Origin of the sequence: Methanobrevibacter sp., assembly GCF_017539065.1 — an archaeon.
GTDB lineage: Archaea > Methanobacteriota > Methanobacteria > Methanobacteriales > Methanobacteriaceae > Methanocatella.
This window is the reverse complement of sequence record NZ_JAFYHP010000015.1, coordinates 61,313-86,226: the sequence shown is the minus strand read 5'-3', so window position 1 is coordinate 86,226 and position 24,914 is coordinate 61,313. Positions and strand designations below refer to the sequence as shown.

The following is a 24,914-nucleotide window of genomic DNA, read 5'->3' as shown; positions in this document are numbered from 1 at the left end:
GAAAAATTTACAATTAAGGATTAACATGAGTGAAATATCATTTATTGCAAAAATGGCTGAGATTATTTTAAGGTTTACAAAACCTAAGTATATGGACTCACAAATTGAAATAGAAACTTTTTTAGCCAACAAATCCAAAGCACAAGACAAGGCAGCGAAAAGCATTTTCAAAAGTGTTGAACTTAATGGAATGCAGACTTTCACATTTGGAAACCGTAAAAACTGCAAAAATATAATGCTCTACATACATGGCGGAGCCTACGTGAATGAAATCAACTACCAGCACCATTTATATTGCATGAAGCTGTCACGAAAATTGGATTCATATGTGCTCGCACCAGTTTACGGACTCGCTCCTAATCATAACTTGCAGGAAACTTTTGAAGCCGTTGAAAGTTTATACCGTGACCTGCTCAAGTTTGATAAAAATATCATTTTAATGGGCGACTCAGCTGGAGGGGGATTTGTGCTGTCATTTGCACAGTACCTGAAAACAGTAAATTTATCCCAGCCAAAAAGTATCATCGTTTTCTCGCCATGGACCGATGTTTCAATGGGTAATCCTCCATACGACAGTGAAAATGATCCGATTTTAGGCGAAATCGGTTTAAAGGAAATAGGAAAATCCTGGGCGGGAAATCTGAATGCAAAAGACTATCGAGTAAGTCCTCTTTATGGGGACAAATCCGATTTGGCGAAAACCCTCATTTTTGCAGGAGAAAAAGAAATATTCTACAAAGACATCAAAAAATACGTTGAAGACTGTAAGAATGCCCGATTAGTCACAGGCAAAGGTTTGTTCCATATATACCCTCTATTTCCAATACCTGAGGCTAAAAAAGCGTTTAAAGAAATAGAAAAAGAGATAATGTTATAAATTATCTCATGTACAAAATATATTTTCCGAATCTTGGGATTCTATAGATTATGGTCGCAGCCGTGAAACTGAATACGATTAATAAAATCCAAAGAACAATAGCTTTAACCGGTTCTGAGAATGGCAACTGCACAACAAGAGGGAGCAAAGGCAATCTGAACAGGTTATGAATCAGGAACACCGCAAATGAATATTTGGATATTACTGTAACCCAACTGTAGAATCTGACGGTCTTGACTCTTGAGCACAACTCAAACAGTGCAAATGATCCAAGCAAAATGAATGGGAACTCATACCACAGGAAGAAATCATAGTTAATTACAAACGCATAGTACTGGAACAGTACGCAAATCAAAAATGAAACTGTCGCAAGCACCCACAATTTTGAACTGGAAACGTTCTTGAATTTCTCTTTTTTAACCAGATAACCTAAAATGATATAGATTCCGTAGATTCCTCCGCTGAAACCTTGACAGTATTGGATATTCAATCCCCCAATTCCATGCATTTCACATACAAGCGTTACGAATGGAAGCAGGAATGCAAGTAAAGTAAAGACGATTGTTGCCTGATAGATAGTCTCGACATCAAAGTGATTTAGGGCACTTGCAACAAACGGCATTGAAAGATACATTCCAATAATCATCGGCATATACCACATGTGGGAAAAGAACAGTGTTCCGGCTTCCGCATAGTTAACCTGTGTGCTTCCAACAGTTAAAAACTGCAGACTGATGACATAAATCACTGCCCAAATTACGGTAACGATGATTAAACCTTTACAGCTTGTATTCCAGAATTTACGAATCCTTTCATCATCATAAGCCCGGTCAAGCAGGAGATAACCGGTTATCATCAAAAAGAATGGAACGCCAATACGGCCAATAAAAAGCGATGCAAAATTAAATATCCTTGAGTAAATTGTATAATTCACAATCGCATCTGATGAGATGATATAAATCCCATCTGTTGCATGAATATACAATACAGTTAAAATAGCTACTGCCCGAACAAGGTCTATCCATTCTATTCTAGTTTTACCCATTGATTATTCACCATAAATATATTGATGTATAATAATTTGTCTTAATTTAATAAAATAATTTTTGAGTTCATCAGTTCATATCTGCACATGGCCGGATTCCAAATCTTTTATTTTGCAGTAAACTGCACCGATACCCAGATATTGGGTTACAAATATCAAAAATGACAGAAACATGTCGATTATTGAATCAATGAATGTGAATGGAACATTATAAGAAATCAAATTAGATAAAATAACTATAGCCAGAATAATCAGAGTGCAGTCTTTTGCATAATTTTTCCATCCGAAAACATCAATGCTTCTTTTAATTGACATCAAGTTAAAAGAAGCCCACAGGCTTCCGGTGTCCGCCAATTTGGCCAGGGCAATTTCCATGAAAAATGTGGTTACGTAAAAAAGAACTAAACCCGCAACAACAAACAATATTGCACTTACAGGTTCATGATAGAAAAGAATGCTTATCGTATCTGACCAGTTCAAAAGCAATTCCTCTAAATCAAATAATAAATGAAAGCCCAATGCAAAACCCACATGCGCTAGAATAATTATTTGAATGAAAAAATAAACTGATGAAGTTATGCCTGCTTTAATTCCTAGAAAAACAATGTCTTTAATGACAATTTTAGGCAATCTCTTGCCATGGTTAATTCTGCTTCGGGTAATTGACATTCCATAACCCGATACGATAATGAAAACTAAAATTCGAAGCAGCGTCAGGTCATTCTCATTCCCATTAGCATAAACATAATTCTGAATCAGGGATGAAATGAAAAGCAATGCAAAAACAAAAAGAAGAAATTTCTTATCATAACTGCAGTAATCCCATACTCTCTTTATTATACTGTGCGGCATAACTATCTCTCAATTAAGTATTGTACTTGAAAAAATTTAAATATTTTGTATTTGACTATGAACTTTTTTTAACCAAAAGAAAACATTAAATAAGATTTACTATCCAAATAATATTATCAAACTTTGGGGGAATCATATGCATACAAGAAAACTAATGGTATTGGCGATTATTTTAGTGCTATTTGTTGCCGGCACCACAGTATTTGCAGAATCAAGTAATGTCCAAACACATGAATATAATTTCGCAAACAAGGTGCTTTTCAACATCAGCGATGATTTGACTAACGAAACAGAATTCCAACTTTCTCCTGAAGACAGTTTGGATGTGGGGGTCTATTATGATTACCCTGACGAAAAAGTGATTTGCTCATTGTGGTGTGTCGGCGAAGATGGCGTCACTGACTTTGAAGGCCATCAGGAAGATTCGTCCTATGAAAAAATCGACAGCAACAGAACTTCCCAAGGATACAAAACATATATCTTCAAAGATTCAAATGAATATGACGTATTCATTGAATTGGATAATCTGACTGTTGAGTATGAGGATGGTGCTGAAATGCAGTACCTCTATTTCAGTGGAAATTTTGAAACATTATGCGAAGCTCAAACATTCATCGATACATTCAAGGTCAATGAAACGGTTAATTAAAATAGTAAAATAATATCTGGGCGAGAATATGAGTATTTTAGCTAAACTTAAAGATTTGCTAGTGGAAACTTTAAAAGAGAATAAGAAACTGATAATTGGATTATATCTGTTATTTATCATCTGTTTTATTGCTGCATGGATTATGTCCGGCACTGCAGTGGAATCTGCTATAGGCAATTTTCCTGCTTCAAATGCAACTGATTCTGATATGGGACCTGTCGGTGCAGCTGACCTTTTCATTCAAAACGAATGGGGAGGAATCGTTACATACATAGCTTCAGTATTCTTTGCAATACCTGCCCTCCTAGTGTTAATATATAATGGTGTTAATTTGGGGGCTTCAGGACAATTATTTAACCAGATAATACCAAATGGGGGTTTTAGATATATTGTTTATCTAATTCCTCATGGAATATTTGAAATTACAGCAACCGTTCTTCAGTCAGTGGCGGGAGTATTGTTGTTCCTGTTTATCTGGAGATTTGTTAAAGCTTGGAGAAGCAGTCAGACACAGGGTGCTTCAGATGCATTTGACAAAACCAAAAAAGTATTGATTCAAAGCATAGTTCTTATGATATTTGCAACAATTCTGCTGCTTATTGCAGCTCCGATTGAAGCATACATTTCCGTTCCATTTTCAGATTTTATTGTAGGAACCTAAAAAATGGGTCTGTAAAATTTATAGGTTTCTTTCATTTTTCACGTGAAATTTCGCTTAGACAAAAAATTGTTCTATTTTTTATCCGACTAAAACATGTTAGGGTAGTTCCATTTAAATAAATAAAAAACATAAATTTATATAATAATAAGTATATAAAGAGGAGGAAAAATTTTGAATAAGAAATTATTTCTAATAACTGCATTAATGCTTTTAATGATAAGCATTTGCGCAGTTAGTGCAGAAGATGTTAATCAGACTGATGATAATTTGAAGATTGATGAATCTGATGCAATCTCTGCTGGCGAATCTACTGTTGGATCTTTTTCAAATTTGTCAGACGATGTTGACGACAGCACTGATGAATTAAATATTAAATCAGACTACAAATTTAATAGTTCAACGGATGACGCTTTTAAAGAAGGAATAGGCATAGCTGTCAGTGAAGAGGGCATATACACAATTAATGGTAATAACCATGTAATTGATGCCGATAATCAGGCGGGTGTTTTCAGATTCACAAATGGTACAGTAATCATCAATAACTTAAAAATAACTAATGCAAGTAGGTCTTCAATTATATTATATAACTGTGAATTGAGAACAAATAACGTGACCTTTGAAAACAATCATGACCTTCAGGAAGGAGGAGCCATATACGCTGAAAATAGTAATTATTACAGTTATAACGATAAATTCATAAATAATTATGCTATTAATGGAGCTTCAGTATATAGTCTAAACAGTATAATTGAAATAGATAATTCAACATTTATTAATAATAATCTAATTCATTGGAGTTTAATTTATGGTTATAATTCCATCATGACAGTTAATAACACTCTTTTTGCCAATATGACTTCAAGGTATGCTACAGCAATTTACTCTGAAAAAAATAAACTCACTGTTTTAAATTCCCAATTCATCAATCTGTTTGCAAATGCCACCGCAGGAGCTATCGGATCTAAAGAAAGTGATTCAATAACCATTGAGGGATGTAGTTTTATCAATGTTGCCTCAGCTAAAAATGCAGGTGCTATTTATGCAGATTTAAATGGAAATGAAATTCATGCAAGCAATACCGCAACCATAAAAAATTCTTTATTTGAAAATTGTTCTTCAAACTTCGGAGGAGCATACCTCCAATTAGGAGGAACATTGAATTTAATGTCAAGCAATTTTATCAGCAATATTGCCGAATATGCAGGAGGGGCAGTATATTTATCAAACACAACAGTTTTGATAGGCAATAATAAATTTAATAAAAACATCGCTAATCAGTTATATGGTGGAGCCTTATACATTGATGACAGTAACAGCATTATCACTCAATGTAAATTCATAGACAATTATGCAGGAACTTTTGGCGATGCAGTTTATTTGCATGACAGCAAATATGGAATAAAAAATTCAGAATTTTCAAAAGGTTATAATGAAGCAATTGTGAGCTTTTTTGACAGAAGCGGTTCAAGTTTAAATAACAATGAACTACACGGCGGAAAAACATTATTAAATCAAATTGCATACAACACTATTGTCGAATATGAAGGTAAAAAAATAGTTTTAAATATAACTTCAACTGCAAATGCAACTTTAAATGACGCAAGGTTTGATTTACGTGACTATAAAGTAGATGGAACCAATATAACATTGGCCGGAGTTGTTAAAGATCAAGGGGCCAATGGTGCATGTTGGGCATTTGGTGCTACTGGCGCACTTGAATCCGCATTTTTGAAAGCAACAGGAATATTGCTCGATATATCTGAAAATAATATTCAAGGCGTAGCAACACACTATAACGAATATGGTTCAAGTGACATATTTGAAGGGGGATATGCTACTTCTGCAATGGGTCTTTTCTTATCTTGGTTAGGGGTCATTTCACAGGAATTCGACAGTTACGACGAACTTGGTAAGATAAGTATCGCTTCATTTGTCCCTGGAGAATCATACCATATCCAAGATACTGTAATCATACCTAAACGTGAAAATGCCTTAGATAATGATAAACTAAAAGAAGCTTTAATAAAATATGGAGGATTAACAGTTCACATTTATGGGGCTTCATCAAACAATGAGTATTACAACCCAGATACCTATGCACAATATTATAATGGTGAAGAATCTGGAAATCACTTTGTAACATTAGTTGGATGGGATGATAATTATTCAAAAGATAATTTCAAAATAAAACCACAAGGAAACGGTGCTTGGATTTGTAAAAACAGTTGGGGAAGTGACTGGGGTGAAAACGGATACTTCTATGTATCATATTACGACACCACATTCGCAATGTACACATCATCAGTAGGATATATAATAAACAATACTGAAAACTACACTGGAGTATACCAGTATGATGTTGGAGATTATGACAGGTACTTCTATGATAGTGGGGAAATTATTAATTTCGTCAATACATATCATGCTCTTGATGATGAGTTGATAAAAGCTGTTGGAACTTACTTTAGCAATGTTGATGAAGCATATACCATCAATGTGTATTTTGAAGGAGAGCTTGTCTACACACAAACTGGAAAATCAACCCATATCGGATTCGAAACAATTAAGTTAGCCAAACCAATTGCAATTTATGCAGGCAATCAATTTTCAGTAGGAATAAAAACAAGATACATGCCTTTACTCGAGGACACCAGGATTCATTTTGAAAGTGAAAACTCAATGGCATATTATACTGACGGATACATGGATGATTTGGGAAAATTAGGCAAGACTGCGTGTATCAAAGTATACACTGTCTGGAATCTTGATAGTGAAGGAAGTAGCTCAAAATACTATACAAAAAATACTAATTTCACAGTCCAATCAAATGCGAATGGAAAAACAGTCAGTATTTATAAAGATAATAAACTGTTAGGCAGCGCAATTGTCAGTGATGGCAAAGCATCTTTTAATCTGATATTAGAACCCGGAATCTATGTCCTCATAACTTCTAATGATGATGGAGACATTGTTGAAGGATTTGAAATATTGAACACAATTGAAGTTGCAGATAGTGTTAAAATCGGATATAATACTGTATTAAGTATTGATGCTCAATTCTATGATGAAAATGGTGTGGAATTATTTTACAAGGACGTAACCTTAAGATTGGATGGTAAACCTTATACAGGAACTATTGACAATAATGAAGGAATGCTGTACTTGACATTATCTGATTTATCAATTGGTAAACACACTTTGATTTTACAAAATCCTGTAACATTAGAGGAGAGTGTCACAACAATTCAGGTGGTTTCAAGATTCACTGGAAATTCAAATGTCGACATGTTCTATGCGGATGGATCAAGCTTTAAGGTGTGTGTATATGGCAATTATGGAAAACCGGTGGGTGCAAACCAGGTTGTAACCATAACATTAAACAAAGTAACATATAAAGTTAAAACAAATGCCAACGGTTATGCGATTTTAAAAATACCGGATACAGTTAAACCGGGCACCTACACATTAACTGCAACTTATGCTGGCCAAACAATTAAAAACGCAGTCAAAGTAAAACAGGTTTTAAAGCTTGTGAAAGGCACTGTTAAAAAATCCTCTAAGAAATTGGTTATAAAAGCTACTTTGAAAGGAAAAACTCCTATTAAAGGTAAAAAATTAACCTTTAAATTCAATGGAAAAACATATACGGCAAAAACTGATAAAAATGGTATTGCAAAAATAACCATTAAAAAATCAGTACTTAAAAAACTCAAAGTGGGCAAAAAGGTTTCATACCAAGTAACCTATCTTAAAAATACAGTTAAACAAACAGTGAAAGTTAAAAAATAATTTAACTTTCATCATTTATTTTTTTTAGAAATCCTATTCAAATGGTACTCAAAAAAGCATTATTCTTTCCACTTTAAAAACAACAAAAATTAATGATAAGGTTTTATATGAACAAAATTATTGAGAAAATTTTCATTAACTATTTTATATTTTATGTTTCCATTTTAACAATAGGCTAACTCATTGTTTAATCGCTAATGTCGAAGTCATCTATGATAATGTATTCGAATTCAGGGTGTTTTACTTTAAGTTTTGAGGTTATTTCATTTTTTATCCTATCACGTTCGGCATCAAAATCAACAATAATGTCAAAAGTTATAAGATTTTGTGATTCATATACAAAGAATCCATGAACCTCTAGAACTTCTTCATATTCGGATGCAATATTTTCCAGATCCTCACGAATATGTTTATATTTGTCATTTCTTGCATAAATTCCGACAGTTAGGATAATTGAGAATTCTTCATAGATTTTTGTTGTAATTTCCCTTGTTAACCTATGTATTTGGGGTGCACTAAGTGAGTCATCAACTTCAACATGAACAGATCCTTGCATACTTTCAGGCCCGTAGTTATGTAAGCTTAAGTCATATGCTCCATAAACATTGTCAAACTCACAAATCCTTTCTTTTATTTTTAAGGACAAGTCTCGGTCAATTCTTGCTCCGAGCATGCTGTCTACAGTTTCTCTTAAAATATCAATACCTGCTTTTATAATTACTATTGATATTATTACCCCCAATATTCCTTCAAGGGAAATATTGAAAAATATTGATATTAGCGCTCCTATTAATGTTGAAAGTGAGAGGATTGCATCAAAAAATGCATCGCTTCCGGATGCAACCAATGCTTGTGAGTTAATATCTTCGCCAACACCTTTTACATATCTTCCCAAAACAAATTTAACAACTACTGCAACAGCAATAATTATAAGTGAAACGGTAGTGTATGATGTTACATCAGGATTTAATATTTTTGGCCAGGATTCCATAAATGATGTGACTCCCGCCCATAAGACAATTGCTGATATGATTACTGCTGTGAAATATTCAACACGACCATATCCATAAGGATGATTTTTATCAGGTGCTTTTCCAGCAAGTTTTGTCCCGATTATTGTAATGATTGATGAAAGCGCATCCGTTAGGTTATTTACTGCATCTAATGTAATTGCTATTGAGTTAACCAGTATGCCTACAGTGGCTTTAAATGCAACAAGAATTAGGTTAACTATAATTCCTATTATGCTTGTTTTGATGATTTTGTCTTGGCGTGTCATAATGTTAAGTTTATTTCGATGATTTATAAATTCCACACATATATGTTTTCAACGAAAACATCATCTTCAAAGTTAATCACGCAGTTTTAAAATCCCTTTCTTACTAACAATTTCATCAATTCCAGAGTTCTTTATCATTCTGAAGCATATCGGGCAAGGTTCCGCATCTTCTATTTCTACCCAATCTCCATCATCATACTTTTCTCCGGCCAGATAAATGGTTGATCCAAGCATTTCATTTCTGCTTGCACTAATCATAGCGTTCTGTTCAGCATGGACTGAAAAACAATCGTTATAGTTGCCTGAATTAGATGGAAGGTTCATTCTTTGACAGTTTCCTCTATCACAACAGTTTTCATCTCCTCTTGGATTTCCATTATAACCGGTACTGATTATTTCATCGTTATTGACTATTACTGCTCCATAACGTCTTTTTAAACATGTGCTTCTTTTTGACACGGCAAGAGCAATTGCAAGATAATATTCAGTTTTACTCATACGGTTTGCATTATTCTCATTTATCATATCTTCCATCTCCTTTAACTAACTATTAAGAATCAAATTAAATCTTGAATAATATGTGTTTAATAAATACTGTATTCTTATTATAATTTTTTATATGTTGATTGTGTTAAACATTATGGTGTAAAAGCTAAAGGCAATAGGCGGCCATCCAAAGTTAAATGAAGTTAATATTTCTTCTTAAAACTATTATCGGACATCATAGGGCAGGCAATTAGTGATATAATTCCCTTTCATTGAAATAGCATTGATTTATGCAAAATTGAAAATAGTAAAAAGTAGTATATGTTTTAGAATTTTTCTAAAATCCTAGCATATACAGCTTTTAAATCATTATCTGATTTTTCATAAATTCTTTTTAGAATTAATTCAGGTGTACTTTTTGCAAGGAAATTCATTTTAGGGGTTCTATCCACAATTAAATTATAATTTTCATCTAATCCTTTTGCTTCGATACCATCTACACGAATATTTGTGTAGTTCATCAATTCCCTCGCCATATGAGTGACAATAACACCATAAGAGTTGGACTCTTTAATCATATCAATAAATGTTGATATAATTTTAACGGCTGCATCAAGTTCTGTGATTCCTTCAAGTTCATCTAGCAATACTAACTTTTCACTATTTGTGGTGACGATTGGTATGAAAACATTTAAAAATGATTCAAATGCGCCTGCATCAAGTGATCTTTTCTTAGAGAAATGATAAATTTCATCAAATAATTTTATTTCTGCATAATCTGCACTTACTGGAAGTCCCATTTGCGCCATAAGGGATATCTGTGTTAATGTTTCTAAAAGAGTAGTTTTACCTCCGCTATTTGCTCCGGTTAATAAAGCAATATTTTCATCTTTTGTAAGTTGATAATCTACTTTTTGGATATCCTCTTCATCTTTTTTAAGTGCTAATTCTAGGTGTAATGCGCCATTTAATTTAATTTCATCGCTAAATTGCGGTCTACATAAATCATATTCGTATGCAAAACTGCCTAAACTAAATTCATAATCAAATTTAATCGCATCTTCAACTTCTTTTATTGCTTTATTTTTAATTGAGTTTAACTCGATTGCTGCGCTTTTCTTAATGTCAAAAATATCATTTTCCTTTTTTGAGGATTGTTCTAGGGTTACTCTTTGGATTTCTGTTTCGTCAATTTGGATGGGATATGTTCGAAGATATGGGTCAAAACTCAATCCGGTTTTTTCACGAATAATTTCTTTTCTTTTATTGATAATGTCATCAAATATTTTACTAATCTTTGGAGGGAAGTTGTTGTTTAATAAGTTGAGAATTTCATCTCCTTCAAGGTCAACTTGTTTAATAGAGTTTTCTAACTCGCTATCCATCTCATCTTTAAGAGAAAAGACAAGTTTTTCAATATCAACTTCTCTTTTATCAATGATATTCAACTCATTGATAATGGGAATAATTTCTCCTAAAACACTTTCCTTATTTCTGATCTTTTGTATTTCATGAACTTTAGAGAATAGCTCTTTATTGTGAATAAAAAAGTTTATGATTTTTTCTGGAACAATTTCATAATCATTTTCTTCAATATTAATCATAATCAGGTTTGGCATTCCTTCAAAATCAAGTATTCCTTGTGAATAAACATAAAACACTAAATCATAATTCATCATTTCTTCTTTCAGTAACGGAGAATCGCTTGCAGTAATGATTGGGTAATATTGGTTTAATCCTAAATCGGTAAGGTAGGAATTATCTTCTTCGCTTTCAACAATAATTGCTTTACTCGGATCATAGTCAGGCTTTGCTTCTTCAACTTCTTTCAAATTTTTCATCAATCCTCTTAATTTAATTATTGGAAGTTGTGAGACGTGTTCTTTTGCTTGCATTACAAAATCCAGTCTTGAATTTATTTTGTCAATATCTTTTGATGGAGAAAGCAATAATATTCTATTTTTGGAATATGATGTGTTAGAATAGGCTAAAATTTTATTTATGATATCATCATAAAGCTCCATTGCCCTGTCGCTTTTTATAAATTTATATTCAGGATTATTCAACAGTTGATTCATTATTTCAATGGCTTTTCTTTGACTAATTCCTTCAATATTTGCTATTTTTTCAACATCAACATTATCAACAATTTTTTGGAGTTCTTCCTCTCCTCCAACGCTGTTGATAATTTTTTCAGAGATTTTATCCCCTACTCCTTTAATGTTTTGCAATGTCATTTTTTCTCCGCACATATTTACCAAACCCCTTTTCGTAAATATAATCTATATATTAATATATATTCGATTTTTGCGAGAGCATTTGAAAAGTATTTTAAAAATTAGCAAGGGTATTTTTTGGACAATATTTTTCTAATTCCTTTTTGTTACCATATAATTTTATTAATATTAGTAATGTGGATTATTCAATGGGTTAAATTGAGTAAAATCATATTTCCTTTTGGTTTAAAATGCTTTAAATTGAATGGTAACTATACAATTTTTTCATAACATACTTGGTAAGTTATATTTGTTTTGAATATTTAGTTGATGTAACATTCGATTTAAACAAATTCATTTTGCAAATTCTCCTAGGTAATTTACTGGTGCGCCACGTTTCATTCTGTCATGATATTCTGCAGTCGCAGAGAATAAAGCATCTCCCGCTGAGTTAAGTGCGGTTTCACATGAATCCTGAATAACACCTATGATAAATCCAACAGCAACGGCTTGCATGGATACGTCTGCACCTATTCCAAACAGTGAACATGCCATTGGAATAAGCAAAAGAGATCCTCCAGCCACACCTGATGCACCGCAAGCACCTAAAGTTGAAATAAGACATAACGCTAATGTAACTGGCAGTGGAACTGAAATTCCCATTGTATGGCATACTGCAAGAGTCATGACGGTTATTGTAACGGCTGCTCCTTCCATATTAATTGTTGAACCTAAAGGTATACTAATTGAGAAAAAATCCCTATCGATACCCAATCTTTCACACAATTGCATATTGACAGGAATGTTTGCAGCGGAACTTCTTGAAAAGAATGCAGTAATACCACTTTCCCTTAGGCATGTGAATACCAAGGGATATGGATTTCTGTGAGTAGCTACTGCTGAAATGATTGGATCAGTTACAAAGGCAACAAATGCTATGCAACCCACTAAAAGTGCAATTAGTTGGCCGTATTGTGCAAATATTCCAAGTCCGCTTTCAGAAACGGAAGTGAATACTAATCCCATAATACCTATTGGTGCAAACTGAATAATTCCACGGACTATTTTTGTTACTGCATTCGCACAGTCAGTCAGAACCTCTTTAGTATTGTCACTTGCAACTGATTTAAGAGCAATTCCAAAAACTATTGACCAGAACAATATTCCTAAATATTGGCCTTTTGACAATAAATCTATTGGATTGGAAAAAATCCCTAAAATCATGTTAGACATGACTTCACCAAGTCCTCCAGGAGCTGTTGCAGTACTTGCCGCAGAAAGATGGATTGAAACAGGGAATATGTAACTGCCCAGCACGGCAACTACGGCGGATAAAAAAGTACTGAAGATATAAAGAATTATAACTGTTTTAAATCTACCTCCAATACCGCTTCTGGCTTTTGATATTGCAGAAGCAACTAAAACAAATACCAATAATGGAGCAATAGATTTAAGGGCACTTACGAATAGTTCTCCTGGAAATCCAATAATTGTCCATTTAGGGACTGTAATCCCTAGAATTGCACCTATTATTAAACCAATGACAATCTTTAATATAAGACTTGATTCAGTCCATTTTTTAATTATATTAACCATATAACACACCTAATCAATATTTAAATATTGTAAAAAATCATCAGTAGTTTCCTTTACAATATGTATGGCATCATTAAATTCATTGAGTCCAAATGTTTGAATATTATTCTATGCAACATTTGATTTAAATGTATTTAAAAATTTTCACTGGAAAACATAAAAAATCTATTTTAATTTCTTTAACGGTTATTTAAAATACATGATTATTCTTGTAATTACAAGTTGTAAATAAAATTTTAAAATATACTTACTTCAAAAGTGAAATTTTTAATTACTAAAATCCCGATAAATGGTAAATGTACAATTTTTCGCTGCCTACTTTTTGTTGATATTCCCATTTAAAGCTTCTTTATAGATATTGACTATTTTATAATATTCATCATCTCGATATCTGCCGTCAATTGAGAAATTAAAAAATCCAAGATTTTTCAGGTGATTAATTTCTGTGAGTAATGATAGTTCACTATCATCGAATATAATTAATTCTTCTCCTGAGATGCTCTTGTGAATTGGGTGTTTATTGTTTTTCTTATCAATTAAATAATTTTTATAATCTTTTTTACTTTCGTTTCCATATAAAATGGGATGTCTGGTCTTCATTAACTCAACCACGCCCTGAACTAAAATTTCTATTTTATCTGGATTTTGAGCATAGGTTATAATGTCTTCGTAGTCCTTTTTATGTAATTCTGGAGATAGGGTTAATATTTTATAGTTCTTAAGACTATTTATGCTGCTGTTGTTTGTAATATTCATGGAATATGGGCCGTATTCGCCATTAAAACTGGCACTCATAATTGGGAGTGAACAGTGCATTTTATTTAATATGCCACGAACTTTGTTCAATGATTTAATCAACTTATCATGGGTAATGTCTGGCCATTTCCAAATTAATTCATAGTCTTTGTCAACTGATAGTTCAACAGCTTTTTTAATAAAACTAATCATATAATTGAGATTATAATTTTCATCTTTAAGGATTAAAGAATCTTCTTGTGGAGGAATTTCCAAATAAACTCTTTTAACTCCTTCAAGGTTTTCTAAATGTTTTAGGTTATTTGTATAAAATGAAAAGTTAACATCCTCTTTTAATGTATTTTCAGTTTTGTCCAATGTAACCGGTTTGTATTCATGCCGGTAGGTGTCTTTAACTTCATTTTCCAATTTTTCAAACAGGTTCCTTCTAAGTTCATTTATTTTACTAATAGGAAGGAATAATGTTCCGTCGTAGTTTACATTAATCTGAGTAATTTGGTAAGGGTATTTGTCAATCTTGGATAGTTGTTTTTCGATTGTTTCAACGCTGACACTTTTTTTAAGCGGTTTTTCAAAAGGTGTGTCTCCCATCACTTCAGCTTTAATTTCTTTGTGATTTGCAAGCGTTAATCTGGCCTTTAGGACAGGTAATCTGTTTTTCAATGAAAAAGTCAATATCAGTTTTGATTTGACATAACTTGAACCTTTGTTTTCAATTTCCTTAACCTGTTTAGCCAACTTATTTCTTTTTGTTAAATACACGTCTGATTCGTTTAAATTAAAATCGGATTTTTTATTCTGCCATACTTTTTTAACAATTAAAACTTTGTTCTTACGGGTTAAATCTTTCACAGGCTTATTTTTACCTTTATTGAAATGATTTAAAGTAGTTATGAGTGGATCTTGGGATATTTCAAAACCGTAATCATTATCCTTTTTAACAATTAATAGGCCGTCTCCTTTTTCAGGGATGGTTCTTATTGAATCGTTAAGGTGTATTGCGATTTGATTTTTTTCGCTGTTAATCACTTGACCTATCTTCAATCCTATATGTCCTGGCCTTATACTTCTTTTGGAGTTATTTAAAAATTGGCCTTCACAAAAACCTCTATTAAAAACCAGATTTATCTCTTCTGAGGTAGTTTCTTTCCCGCTTTTCAGTTTATTCAATGCTTTTCTGTAGTTGCTTACAACAATAGCCAAATATTCTTTTGAACGCATTCTGCCTTCAATTTTGATGCAATGAATATTTAGTTCAGCTATTTCTTTTAAATGGTCAAATAAGTTTAAATCACATGGGGATAAGTAGTAATCCTGTTTTTTTATTCCATCAATTATATATTTCTGACGACAAGGCTGGGCACATGTGCCTCTATTTCCACTTCTTCCTCCTTTAAAGCTACTCATTAAGCATTGGCCAGAATAAGAGTAACATAGGGCGCCATGAACAAATATCTCAAGTTCCATATTACTTTTTAAATTTTTGATTTCTTCTTTTCTCATTTCACGAGGAAGAACAACTCTTTTAATCCCTTTGCTCTCAAGGTAATTTAATTTTAGTTGATTCTCACATGTCATTTGTGTTGAAGCATGAATTTTTAAATTAGGCAAATATTCATTAATCAGTTCGACAAGGCCGATGTCTTGGATAAGAACGGCATCAACACCAATTGCATATAATTTGGATAAATAGTTTAAAACATTTTCAAGTTCAGATTCTTTAATTAGGGTGTTTACAGTAACATAAACTTTAACATTATGCATATGGGCGATATTTATTGCCTGTTCTATTTCATCTAATGTGAAATTTTCGGCGAATTTCCTTGCACCATAATTTTTTCCGGATAAATAAACGGAACTTGCGCCTGCATTGATTGCTACTTTTAAATGGTCCATTGATCCAACGGGTGCAAGTAATTCAGGAATCCTCATTTTTTATCCTCGTGTAATCTGCCTTCTATAAAATTGCCTTTGTTAATATAAGATTGTGAGAAATCCATTATTTGGTATTTATATTTGGTCAATTCCTCTTGGTCTTTATTCTTAAGACCTTCATTGTAGATAGATAAAATCTGCGAGGTATATTTCTCGTTTGAGTATCTGCAGTCTAGAATTAATGAATCAAGACCAAACTCTTTTATTTCATTTATCTCTTCAATTAGACATAAACAATCCTTGTTGATAATGTGGCTTTGTCTGTTGTAGTCGAAAAATATTTTATATTTGAATTTTTTCCTTTTTTTATCTTCTAGTGTTGCATAATCAGCATCATTTGAAATAATGAAGTCTTTTCCATCGTTTAAATTAGTGAAATCATCTTTACTTACAATCACTTCCAAGTTTCCGTTAACAATCATTTCCAGGTCGATGTTTCTGTCATGATTTCTAAGGACCACTTCTTTAATTTCTTTTCCTGAAAGCTCTGATGATAAGATCAATGATTTAAATCCTGCAGCGTTTAGATTATGCACACAAAAACTGTTCCACACATTTAAATTATGGTTTCCATGAATTGAACAGTCAAATATCTCATTCATTGCAGGGTAATCTCCCATTACGGAAATAATAATTCCTTCCTCTTGAAGTTCTTTAACTATTCTATTGCATTTGATGGCATCCTCTTCGGATATAAAGGATGATAAAACCCAAACAAATTCTGTTGGAGCGGCCATTAAGCTACCTCTCTTCAATGTTTCTTTAATATTTTCGAAGTAATCTTCTGGATTGTTATAATGGCAATTTCCATCAAAGTATATCCGTTTCAAATCGAAACCTGAGGCGGCTTTGATTTGTGCGATATCATCAATAAATATTGATAATTTAGGAGTTTTCCTTTTGATTTTGCCGGGACTGTTTTCATAGTCCTCAAAAAATTTAGTCAAATCTTTTCGGACCGATTTGACAGATTTTTTAGTTGGGGTATAATGCTTTAATAATAAGTCTGTTGCGGTATCTAAAATTTCGCGCCTAATCTGGTTGATTTCACTAATAGGTATGAAAATGTCTTTTGGCATATTATTAAAACGAATGTTGCCAATATAAAACGGTGTGCCGCCAGTTTTTCTCAACTGTTGTTCGATAACTTCTTCAGTTACCGGTTTATTTTTAGCCTTTTCGAATTTATCCAATGTCTTATGCCTAAAATTAATTAATTCGTCTTCTAAATAATATTCGACTTTAGTGAATAAATTTAAGTTTTCATCCCAAGTTAAGGATAAATTTATTGGAACATTATTTCTAATTGTTTCTTTTTCAAACTGTTTCAAGTAATCGTGAGTAGATTTAGAATAGCTGATAAATACTTCTGTTCCGACTTTAACAAGGCGGGTTGTGTCTATAATGATTTCATTTTCGTCTTGTTTAATAATGTTTTCTAGATAAATCCCTTTTATTTTGCCATTGTATTTAAAAGCAATTCCGTCTCCAGGTTCTAAAATAACTGGAATTTCTTTGTTTTTAATCTCAATTGTCACTTTGGTATCTTCAATATTTACAATATCTCCAATGTATAATCCTTCATGGCCAGAATGGCCTCTGCCCATAACGTCACCAGGTTTATCTCCCATCATGTATCCATTGGTAAACTGCCTGTTGAATACAAGGTGCAAATCTTTTTTATAGTCCTCTACAGGCTTTCCATCTATGATGTTTCTGTAGCTATTTACAATGGTTCCAATGTAATCTCCGGATTTCATTCTGCCTTCCAATTTTAAGGATTTGACTCCTGCTTCTTCTATTTCTTTTAAATTATTATAGGTTGCAAGATCGTGTGTTGATAGAAGATACCCGTTTCCAATATTATATCCCCTATATTTTAAACGGTATTCCCGTCTGCACGGTTGAGCACAGGCTCCCCTATTTCCGCTTCTACCGCTATTGTATGAGGACATGTAGCATTTGCCACTAACACAATAACACAGCGCGCCATGACCAAATACTTCAATATCCATGTCGATATTGTCTTTTTTAAGTTGTTCTGTTGTCTGTCTGATTTGTTCGATAGTCACTTCCCTTGGAAGAACAACTCTTTTAATGTTATTTTTAGCAGCCCATTTGATTGAAGAATAGTTATTCAAACCCATCTGCGTTGATGCATGAACTTCCAAATCAGGAATGAATGTTTTTAAAAGCCAAATTAATCCGAAATCCTGTACGATAACTGCATCCACTCCAATTTGATATAATTTGAATAAGTAGTTTAAGACATCTACAATTTCAAAATTGTTAACTAAAGTATTGACTGTCACATGGACTTTAGCACCATTTAAGTGAGCATAATTCACCGCTTTTTCAATCTCTTCAAAGCTAAAGTTTTTAGCGTATGCTCGTGCACCGTATTTATGTCCTGCAATGTAAACAGCATCGGCACCTGCATTAACTGCAATTGTTAATACTTCAGGCGAACCGGCTGGTGCTAATAATTCTTCTAAAACCATTTTATAATTACACCCTATTTGATTTATACATTTAATTTTTTGTAATTAATTATATATTAAATTAAAACATATTCTATGTTATGTACATAGTTTTTGAAGGAATTGATGGTGCTGGAAAATCCACTCAGATTCAGATGTTAAAAGAATGGCTGGAGGCTAACGGATTCAGAGTCGAAACATTAGTCGAACCAACTGATTCTGAAGTCGGAAAACTGATTCGCAGGATTCTGCAAAGGCCCGATGCAACAACTGACAACGTCCAAAAAACTTTAGGTCTTCTTTTTGCAGCAGACAGAATGTTGATTATGGACAAATTGGAAGACGAATCTAAAATAATTATTTCAGACAGATCATTTATTTCTTCATTGGCTTATCAAGAACCTGCAGATTGGATTGAGGTTTTAAATAAGTACGCTAAAAAGCCAGATTTATTAATTTTACTTGATTTGGATGTTAAAAAATCCGTTGCAAGGACTTCCGGTGAAGATACTTTTGAAAATGAGGAATTCTTAACTGGAGTTAAAGCCAATTATTTAAAATTGGCTGAAAATTTTACTCATGAAATTATTGATGCAAATAATGGAGTGAATAAAGTTTCATCAGATATCAAAAAAGCGGTGGCCCCCTATTTAGGAATTTGTCCGGATTGTATTAGGTGAAACATGAAAACAAAAGTTTATAACATTTCAAAGGTATTGCTATGCATCATAATAGCAATGAACATAATCGCACTGTTGACAACAAGCGTTTTCAGCATAACAACTGAATATCTTTCGATAGTGATTTTTGACATATTCATATGTTTAATTATTCTTTTAGATTTTCTTAAGGGATTTTTTGGTTCGTCAGATCGATTGGCTTATTTGGAATATAATTGGCTAGAGCTATTGGCATGCATTCCTTTCGATTTGCTGCTGTCCCCATTTTTAGATTTTGACTATCTAGTAGTCTTTAAAATGATAAGGGTTTTGTTACTGTTACTGGTCATGTTCCACATTATCGGAGGATTTTTAAAGGATACCCGTTTGGATGAAATCTTAGGGGTTTTGACTGCAATAGTCATCGGTTCAACAGTGGCGCTCTACTTATTGGATCCTTCAATGAATAATCTCTTTGATAATTTATGGTTTGTTGTTGTCAGCATAACTACTGTAGGTTATGGGGATATTACTCCAACTACCATTTATGGTAAGGTATTCAGTTTAGTACTGTTAATATTGGGTGTTTTCATATTCAGTGCAATCACAGGTGCAATATCATCCTATTTCATGGATAATCTATTGCAGGAAGGAACATATCATATTCATGATTTAAAAGAAAAAGTAGAGAAATCAGAATCTGAAATGGAAAAACTGAATAATCAGTTAAAAGAAAGTGATAAAAAGATTGATGAATTGAAAAAAGAGATTAAAGAGTTAAAAGAGATTATGGAAAAAAATAATTAAAGATTATTTGTCTCCTTCTAATTCTTTTAATCTTTCACGGATTGCATTTTCTAAAAATTCTCTTGCTTTTACAAGTTCATCATATTCTCCAATTATTTTAGGGCCAAATTCAGTTTGTTCTAATTTAATGTCGAATTTTTCAAAAGCATGTGCAAGCATTTGTTCGCCAACACCATTAGGCAAACCCATTTCGAATTCTTCTTTTTCTTCCGGCATTTAATTTTCCTCCATGTATTCTCTTACAGGCGCAAAGAATTCAATTAAGAAATCTTTAATTCCATTTTTTAAATCCATTGGATGTAAGTTACCTTCACTAAAGTCTTTAATTAACTCATCATGAGTAAGTTCAATATCGCCACCGAACTTTTCAGGTCTTTTAATAAGCAAAGTATCTTGATTTGGGAAAACAAAGGTTTCAGCTATTTCAATCATAGGATTTCCTTCAACTTCTCCTTGAGGGCAGAAACTTTTTTTGATTTTTTTAGCGATTACTTCAGCACTGTCATCTACTGCAATATAGTTTCCTTTACTTGAAGACATTTTTGCATCACCATCCAATCCATGCAATAATGGGGTGTGAATACAAACAGGAACATTCTCACCAATTCTTTCTAAGTTTTCACGTGCTAACATTTGGATTTTTCTCTGTTCCATTCCTCCAAGTGCAATGTCAACTTCAAGTGCAGCCATATCCACAGTTTGCATAATAGGATAGATTACACTAGCCACTTTAGGATTATCGTCCGCACGGCTTACCTGATCCATACTTCTTCTAGCTCTTTTTAAAGTAGTCATGGTAGCCAATTGGTAAACTTTATCGGTATAATCAGGGTCTAATTGGAATGATGAACCGAGAACATATTCGGTTGTTTCATCAAGACCTAATGCTTGGAAACATTTCTTATTGTATTCGGCAGTTTCAGCTATTTCTTCAACGGTTCCTTTTCCATTTAAAAATGCATGATAATCTGCTAAAAGGATTTTGATTTTAAAACCTAACTTTTGCAATTGTTTTAATTTTTGCACAGTTACTGCATGTCCTAAATGGATTTTTCCTGAAGGCTCATAACCGGTATAAGCTATAGGTTGGTCTTTTTTAAGAACCTCTTTTAATTCTTCAGTATCTATAACTTCCAATGTTCCTTCTTCAATTAATTGAATCTTTTCTTCAATATTCATTTTATCACTTAAATCAATAAATAAACGTTATTGTCAATTCGAATAAGTTCTATTTCTTCCCCAACATTTAAACTATTATATTCTTCACGCATATTTAAATCCACAGCAGAATAATCAATAGGATCTAAAATCTGTATGAATTGAGGAGACTTTGAAATAATTGTTGTAGTTTCTACTTCTGATGATTTTTTAACAAGCTCAATATCCTCCATATTCTTCATAGGGATATTATGCTTTTTGTTTGCGGAGAGTTCCACTCCTACAACGCTGTTTTTACCAATACTTGTTACTTTAATTATTTTGTCTTCATACTTTACGAAATCATCAACTTCAAATTCAGGAATTCTTACTGAAATCCAAATCCTATATAATCCTTTTCCAGTGGATTTGTCTTCGCTTATGAGTCTTGGAGATTCTTTGATAACTCCTCCAAACTCTTCTTTCAAGTTTTCAGCAACCTTTTTTCCGGATTTGAAAGAACCGATGTAGTAATCATATCCTTCTTTAAGTTTGGCAATTTGCGGACAATATGCCAATTTATCGCTTTTTGATTGTTTTATCAATGTTCTTTCAACAATCTCATCAGCTTTAGCATATTCTTCGCTTCTTATTTCTCTTGAATCAGCTCTAAATTGAATCACGGTTTCATAATAGCCTGATTGTATTTTACTGCATGTTGGGCAAACTGTTTTAAGAAGTTTAACTTCGCATTCATGAGTTTCTTCAATTTGAGTTCCCTGTACTTCACCAATGGCTTCAACATTGCAGTTAGCTATTGTTCCTCTGATCTGTTCGATTTCAAGGGTAATGTTTTCATTTTCGACTTCATCAGCAACTTTAATGTTTCTCTCAAGTGCCCTGTAAATAATTTCTTCTTCAGGGATAAATTCTTCACTCCATTTCCCTTCTTCAAGTTTACTATTACAATGACTGCATATTTGAACTTCAATGCGTTTCGGCAGTTCAATCAGTTGGAATTCTTTTAAAAAACAGTCTATACAGATGTTTCCAACCATTTTTTTATCTGTACTTCCGCACTCTGGACAAAACATTGTATCGGTAAAAAATAAGTAAAAAAGTAGAATTATAATGATTTTAAAGGTGCTGTTGCACCGCATGCAGCACATTTAAGTAAGAATATTCTACCTTCTCTGATAATTCTTGTATCTGGTCTGTTACATTCATGACAGATTACATATTTGTCTACGTAATCTTCAATTCTTTCATTAATTAAGTAATGTGTGAATTTACCTTGTAAGATTGCTCTTTGACCTTCGATATTTCCTGCAGTACCTAATTCCCTCATTAAGAATTTTAATAAATGTTGAGGGTCTCTGTTCAAACCTTCTGCAACATCTTTAAAGTTTTTAATGAATGTTCTATTACCTTGGATATCTGAATAAGCTTTAGGAATTTTGAATCTTTTGTGTTCAAATACTTCAGGAGGTAATTGGTCTATTGCTCTTTCTAATAAATCTTCATATTTATCCATAATTATCTCTCCTTATTAAAATTAGTATAAGTATAATATATTAAGTATGGCGTTAATCATTTATTAATGTATGCTTATATTACAAATTTTCATACATTAATTTGAAAAAAGAAAAAATAATGAGGATATTTATAGTAGGCTTCTATAATATCCAGTACTTGGTTCGTAAATTGCTCCTTTTTGAACTAATTTTCTAACAATTTCTTTGGTTTTATCTTCGCTTACTGAGTATTTTTCAGCCATATTTGAAATTAATACATTTAATGGAGCATCTCCCGCAAATTCCTCTTCAAGGAGTTTAATTTCTTCAGTTACTCTTTGTATTTTATCCCGGTCAGATTTTGGTGTTCCTTCTCCAATACGGTCAATATCAATTTCACCGGTATCCGGATCAATACCAATATCTTTAAGACAGAACATGGTTAGTTTCACGGCTTTATCAGCATCTTCTTTTTCCACTTTATCTTTAAGTTTAATTTTAGCACTAGCTTCTGCTAAACGGATAGTAGCTTCCAGCTGTCTGGCGGTAATCGGAACTGCGCCTTGTTCATCAGGATTACTATTTCTTGTGTTTACATAAAATTCTCTTAAAATCTCATTTGCTTCATCAGTTAAGCGCGGATTGACATTTTTACGAGCATATGCAATATATTTTCTAAGCAATTCCGGTTCGATTTCATAATTGACGGTATTTTCTTTATGTATTTCTAAAATATGCTTTGCCAAGTCTGAATCTTTTTCTCTGCTTGGTTTATCTTCGATAACAAAGATCAAATCAAAACGAGAGATAATTGGTGCAGGCAAATCAATTTGTTCTGCAAGTACTTTGTATCTGTCAAATCTTCCAAATTTAGGGTTTGCAGCAGCGAGAACGGAACATCTTGAGTTTAATGTTGCCATAATTCCTGCTTTTGCAATACTCACAGTTTGTTGTTCTAATGCTTCGTGAAGCGCTGAACGATCTTCTGATCTCATTTTGTCCAGTTCGTCAACACATACATTACCTTGGTCTCCAAGTACTAATGCACCAGCTTCAAGGGACCATCCGCCGAGTTCATCTCTTACTGCAGCAGCAGTTAAACCGGCACCACTGGTACCTTTACCACTAGTATAAATACTTCTTGGAGCTAATCTTGAAACATATTTTAATATTTGGGATTTACCAATACCAGGGTCTCCAACAATTAGAATATGAATATCTCCTCTTAATTTAGTTTCATCTTCGAGTTGTTTAGCCGCTCCTCCAAATAACTGAAGGGCGATAGCTTCTTTAACTTCACGATATCCTCTAATTGATGGGGCGGTTGATTTAATAATTTTATCGTAAATATGAGGGTCTTGTGATAATTCAAGAATTTTTTCTTCATCTTCTTCGGAAAGATGCAATTCTTCAAATTCTTGTTCTAGAGGTTCTATGTGGTTTACATATATGTAATTCTTAAATTTACCACTTCTTTCCTCTCTAAATGTTTTTAATGTACCTGTGATTCTTACTTTGTCTCCAGGATTTAAATCATCAACTAAATCATCTTCTAAAATCATCAACATCTGTTTAGGTTCAGTTCCTCCAGATAGATTTTCTAAAGGTTCCTGCATCCTTGCAGTTTGTGTATCAATGTATTTTGATTCTTCTTGGAGCAATCTAAAAGATCTTCCGCCACATTCACTGCATAATGACGGTTCTATTATATGGTTTCCAGATGTTTGTTCGACCTCATGCAATCTCATACAACCTCTACATTCAAAAACACCGGTTTCAATACGTGGCCTAATTTCATCGGTTTTTCTCACAATTCCATCTGCAGAAACAAATGTTCCAATATATTTACTCAAAAGGTCTTTTAATGGAATTATATTGCTCAAATTGTCAAACCGAATATTGATGTCTGCATCTTTCACTAATGGATCAATATTTTTAATTGCGATTTGAGCTGCTTCAATAACTTCTTCAGGCTTTTCAATTAATAAATCTGCTAAGTCTGGATCAAACATTTCTAATGATTGATAATTTACAGTTAATGATCGCTCATCAGGATATTTTTCGAGTATTTTGAATACATCATCCTTATATGATGTCGCAAAAAACTCTTCGAATTTTGCAGTTGATGTTTGTGTTTTATTAGTAGAGTTCATTATCATAATATTATATTTTCATA

19 protein-coding genes are annotated in these 24,914 nt (G+C 32.8%); 6 read left to right on the top strand and 13 right to left on the bottom strand.

All coding sequences use genetic code 11. The features are described from left to right. Window positions 1-25 precede the first annotated feature (25 nt). Complete coding sequence (locus IKS50_RS04000; protein ID WP_292845728.1) at window positions 26-877, top strand: alpha/beta hydrolase fold domain-containing protein; 852 nt, start codon at window positions 26-28, stop codon at window positions 875-877. A 1-nt stretch (window position 878) separates the two neighbouring features. On the opposite strand, the gene IKS50_RS03995 is transcribed toward IKS50_RS04000, so the two are convergent. Then, window positions 879-1,922, bottom strand: a complete 1,044-nt coding sequence (locus IKS50_RS03995; RefSeq protein ID WP_292845726.1) for an acyltransferase — start codon at window positions 1,920-1,922, stop codon at window positions 879-881. A 75-nt stretch (window positions 1,923-1,997) separates the two neighbouring features. Beyond that, complete coding sequence (locus tag IKS50_RS03990) at window positions 1,998-2,774, bottom strand: DUF4013 domain-containing protein (RefSeq protein WP_292845723.1); 777 nt, start codon at window positions 2,772-2,774, stop codon at window positions 1,998-2,000. A 136-nt stretch (window positions 2,775-2,910) separates the two neighbouring features. Between IKS50_RS03990 and IKS50_RS03985 the strand changes: the two genes are divergently transcribed. The 3 genes from IKS50_RS03985 (at window position 2,911) to IKS50_RS03975 (ending at window position 7,873) form a co-directional block, all read left to right on the top strand. Continuing rightward, the gene (locus IKS50_RS03985; RefSeq protein ID WP_292845720.1) at window positions 2,911-3,423 is read left to right on the top strand and encodes a hypothetical protein; all 513 of its coding nucleotides are present in this window, start codon (window positions 2,911-2,913) and stop codon (window positions 3,421-3,423) included. Window positions 3,424-3,451: 28 nt separating this feature from the next. Beyond that, window positions 3,452-4,084 (top strand): stage II sporulation protein M, encoded by a 633-nt coding sequence (locus tag IKS50_RS03980; RefSeq protein ID WP_292845717.1) that lies wholly within the window; start codon window positions 3,452-3,454, stop codon window positions 4,082-4,084. Between the two features lie 171 nt (window positions 4,085-4,255). Beyond that, the gene (locus tag IKS50_RS03975) at window positions 4,256-7,873 is read left to right on the top strand and encodes a C1 family peptidase (RefSeq protein ID WP_292845714.1); all 3,618 of its coding nucleotides are present in this window, start codon (window positions 4,256-4,258) and stop codon (window positions 7,871-7,873) included. Window positions 7,874-8,060: 187 nt separating this feature from the next. On the opposite strand, the gene IKS50_RS03970 is transcribed toward IKS50_RS03975, so the two are convergent. The 6 genes from IKS50_RS03970 to IKS50_RS03945 all read right to left on the bottom strand — a co-directional run bounded on the left by IKS50_RS03970 (window position 8,061) and on the right by IKS50_RS03945 (window position 18,642). After that, complete coding sequence (locus IKS50_RS03970) at window positions 8,061-9,152, bottom strand: cation diffusion facilitator family transporter (RefSeq protein ID WP_292845711.1); 1,092 nt, start codon at window positions 9,150-9,152, stop codon at window positions 8,061-8,063. Between the two features lie 72 nt (window positions 9,153-9,224). Beyond that, window positions 9,225-9,677, bottom strand: a complete 453-nt coding sequence (locus IKS50_RS03965) for a dCMP deaminase family protein (protein WP_292845708.1) — start codon at window positions 9,675-9,677, stop codon at window positions 9,225-9,227. A gap of 287 nt (window positions 9,678-9,964) precedes the next feature. Further along, a complete protein-coding gene (locus IKS50_RS03960) occupies window positions 9,965-11,917 on the bottom strand; it encodes an endonuclease MutS2 (RefSeq protein WP_292845778.1) in 1,953 nt (650 codons plus the stop codon). A 291-nt stretch (window positions 11,918-12,208) separates the two neighbouring features. Beyond that, window positions 12,209-13,450, bottom strand: a complete 1,242-nt coding sequence (sstT, locus tag IKS50_RS03955; RefSeq protein ID WP_292845705.1) for a serine/threonine transporter SstT — start codon at window positions 13,448-13,450, stop codon at window positions 12,209-12,211. A gap of 315 nt (window positions 13,451-13,765) precedes the next feature. Further along, window positions 13,766-16,138: a U32 family peptidase gene (locus tag IKS50_RS03950; protein WP_292845703.1), complete on the bottom strand. Its 2,373-nt coding sequence runs from the start codon at window positions 16,136-16,138 to the stop codon at window positions 13,766-13,768. Beyond that, window positions 16,135-18,642: a U32 family peptidase gene (locus IKS50_RS03945; protein WP_292845701.1), complete on the bottom strand. Its 2,508-nt coding sequence runs from the start codon at window positions 18,640-18,642 to the stop codon at window positions 16,135-16,137. The genes IKS50_RS03950 and IKS50_RS03945 overlap by 4 nt, the downstream gene beginning before the upstream one ends. 80 nt (window positions 18,643-18,722) lie before the next feature. On the opposite strand from IKS50_RS03945, the gene tmk reads away from it, so the two are divergent. Together tmk and IKS50_RS03935 are read left to right on the top strand one after the other, a co-directional pair. After that, window positions 18,723-19,301 carry a dTMP kinase gene (tmk, locus tag IKS50_RS03940; protein ID WP_292845699.1) on the top strand — a complete coding sequence of 193 codons (579 nt, stop codon included), beginning with the start codon at window positions 18,723-18,725 and terminating at the stop codon, window positions 19,299-19,301. Window positions 19,302-19,304: 3 nt separating this feature from the next. After that, window positions 19,305-20,087 (top strand): ion channel, encoded by a 783-nt coding sequence (locus tag IKS50_RS03935; RefSeq protein WP_292845696.1) that lies wholly within the window; start codon window positions 19,305-19,307, stop codon window positions 20,085-20,087. Window positions 20,088-20,090: 3 nt separating this feature from the next. Here IKS50_RS03935 and IKS50_RS03930 read toward each other — a convergent pair whose 3' ends face one another. The 5 genes from IKS50_RS03930 to mcm all read right to left on the bottom strand — a co-directional run bounded on the left by IKS50_RS03930 (window position 20,091) and on the right by mcm (window position 24,891). Beyond that, window positions 20,091-20,303, bottom strand: coding sequence for a hypothetical protein (locus IKS50_RS03930; RefSeq protein WP_292845693.1), 213 nt, complete (start codon window positions 20,301-20,303; stop codon window positions 20,091-20,093). Continuing rightward, a complete protein-coding gene (locus IKS50_RS03925; protein ID WP_292845690.1) occupies window positions 20,304-21,266 on the bottom strand; it encodes a tyrosine--tRNA ligase in 963 nt (320 codons plus the stop codon). 8 nt (window positions 21,267-21,274) lie between these two features. Then, window positions 21,275-22,318 carry a 60S ribosomal export protein NMD3 gene (locus tag IKS50_RS03920; protein ID WP_292845687.1) on the bottom strand — a complete coding sequence of 348 codons (1,044 nt, stop codon included), beginning with the start codon at window positions 22,316-22,318 and terminating at the stop codon, window positions 21,275-21,277. A 32-nt stretch (window positions 22,319-22,350) separates the two neighbouring features. Then, a complete protein-coding gene (locus IKS50_RS03915; protein WP_067040760.1) occupies window positions 22,351-22,758 on the bottom strand; it encodes a translation initiation factor IF-2 subunit beta in 408 nt (135 codons plus the stop codon). A 129-nt stretch (window positions 22,759-22,887) separates the two neighbouring features. Continuing rightward, a complete protein-coding gene (gene mcm, locus IKS50_RS03910) occupies window positions 22,888-24,891 on the bottom strand; it encodes a minichromosome maintenance protein MCM (protein WP_292845684.1) in 2,004 nt (667 codons plus the stop codon). Between the last annotated feature and the right edge of the window lie 23 nt (window positions 24,892-24,914).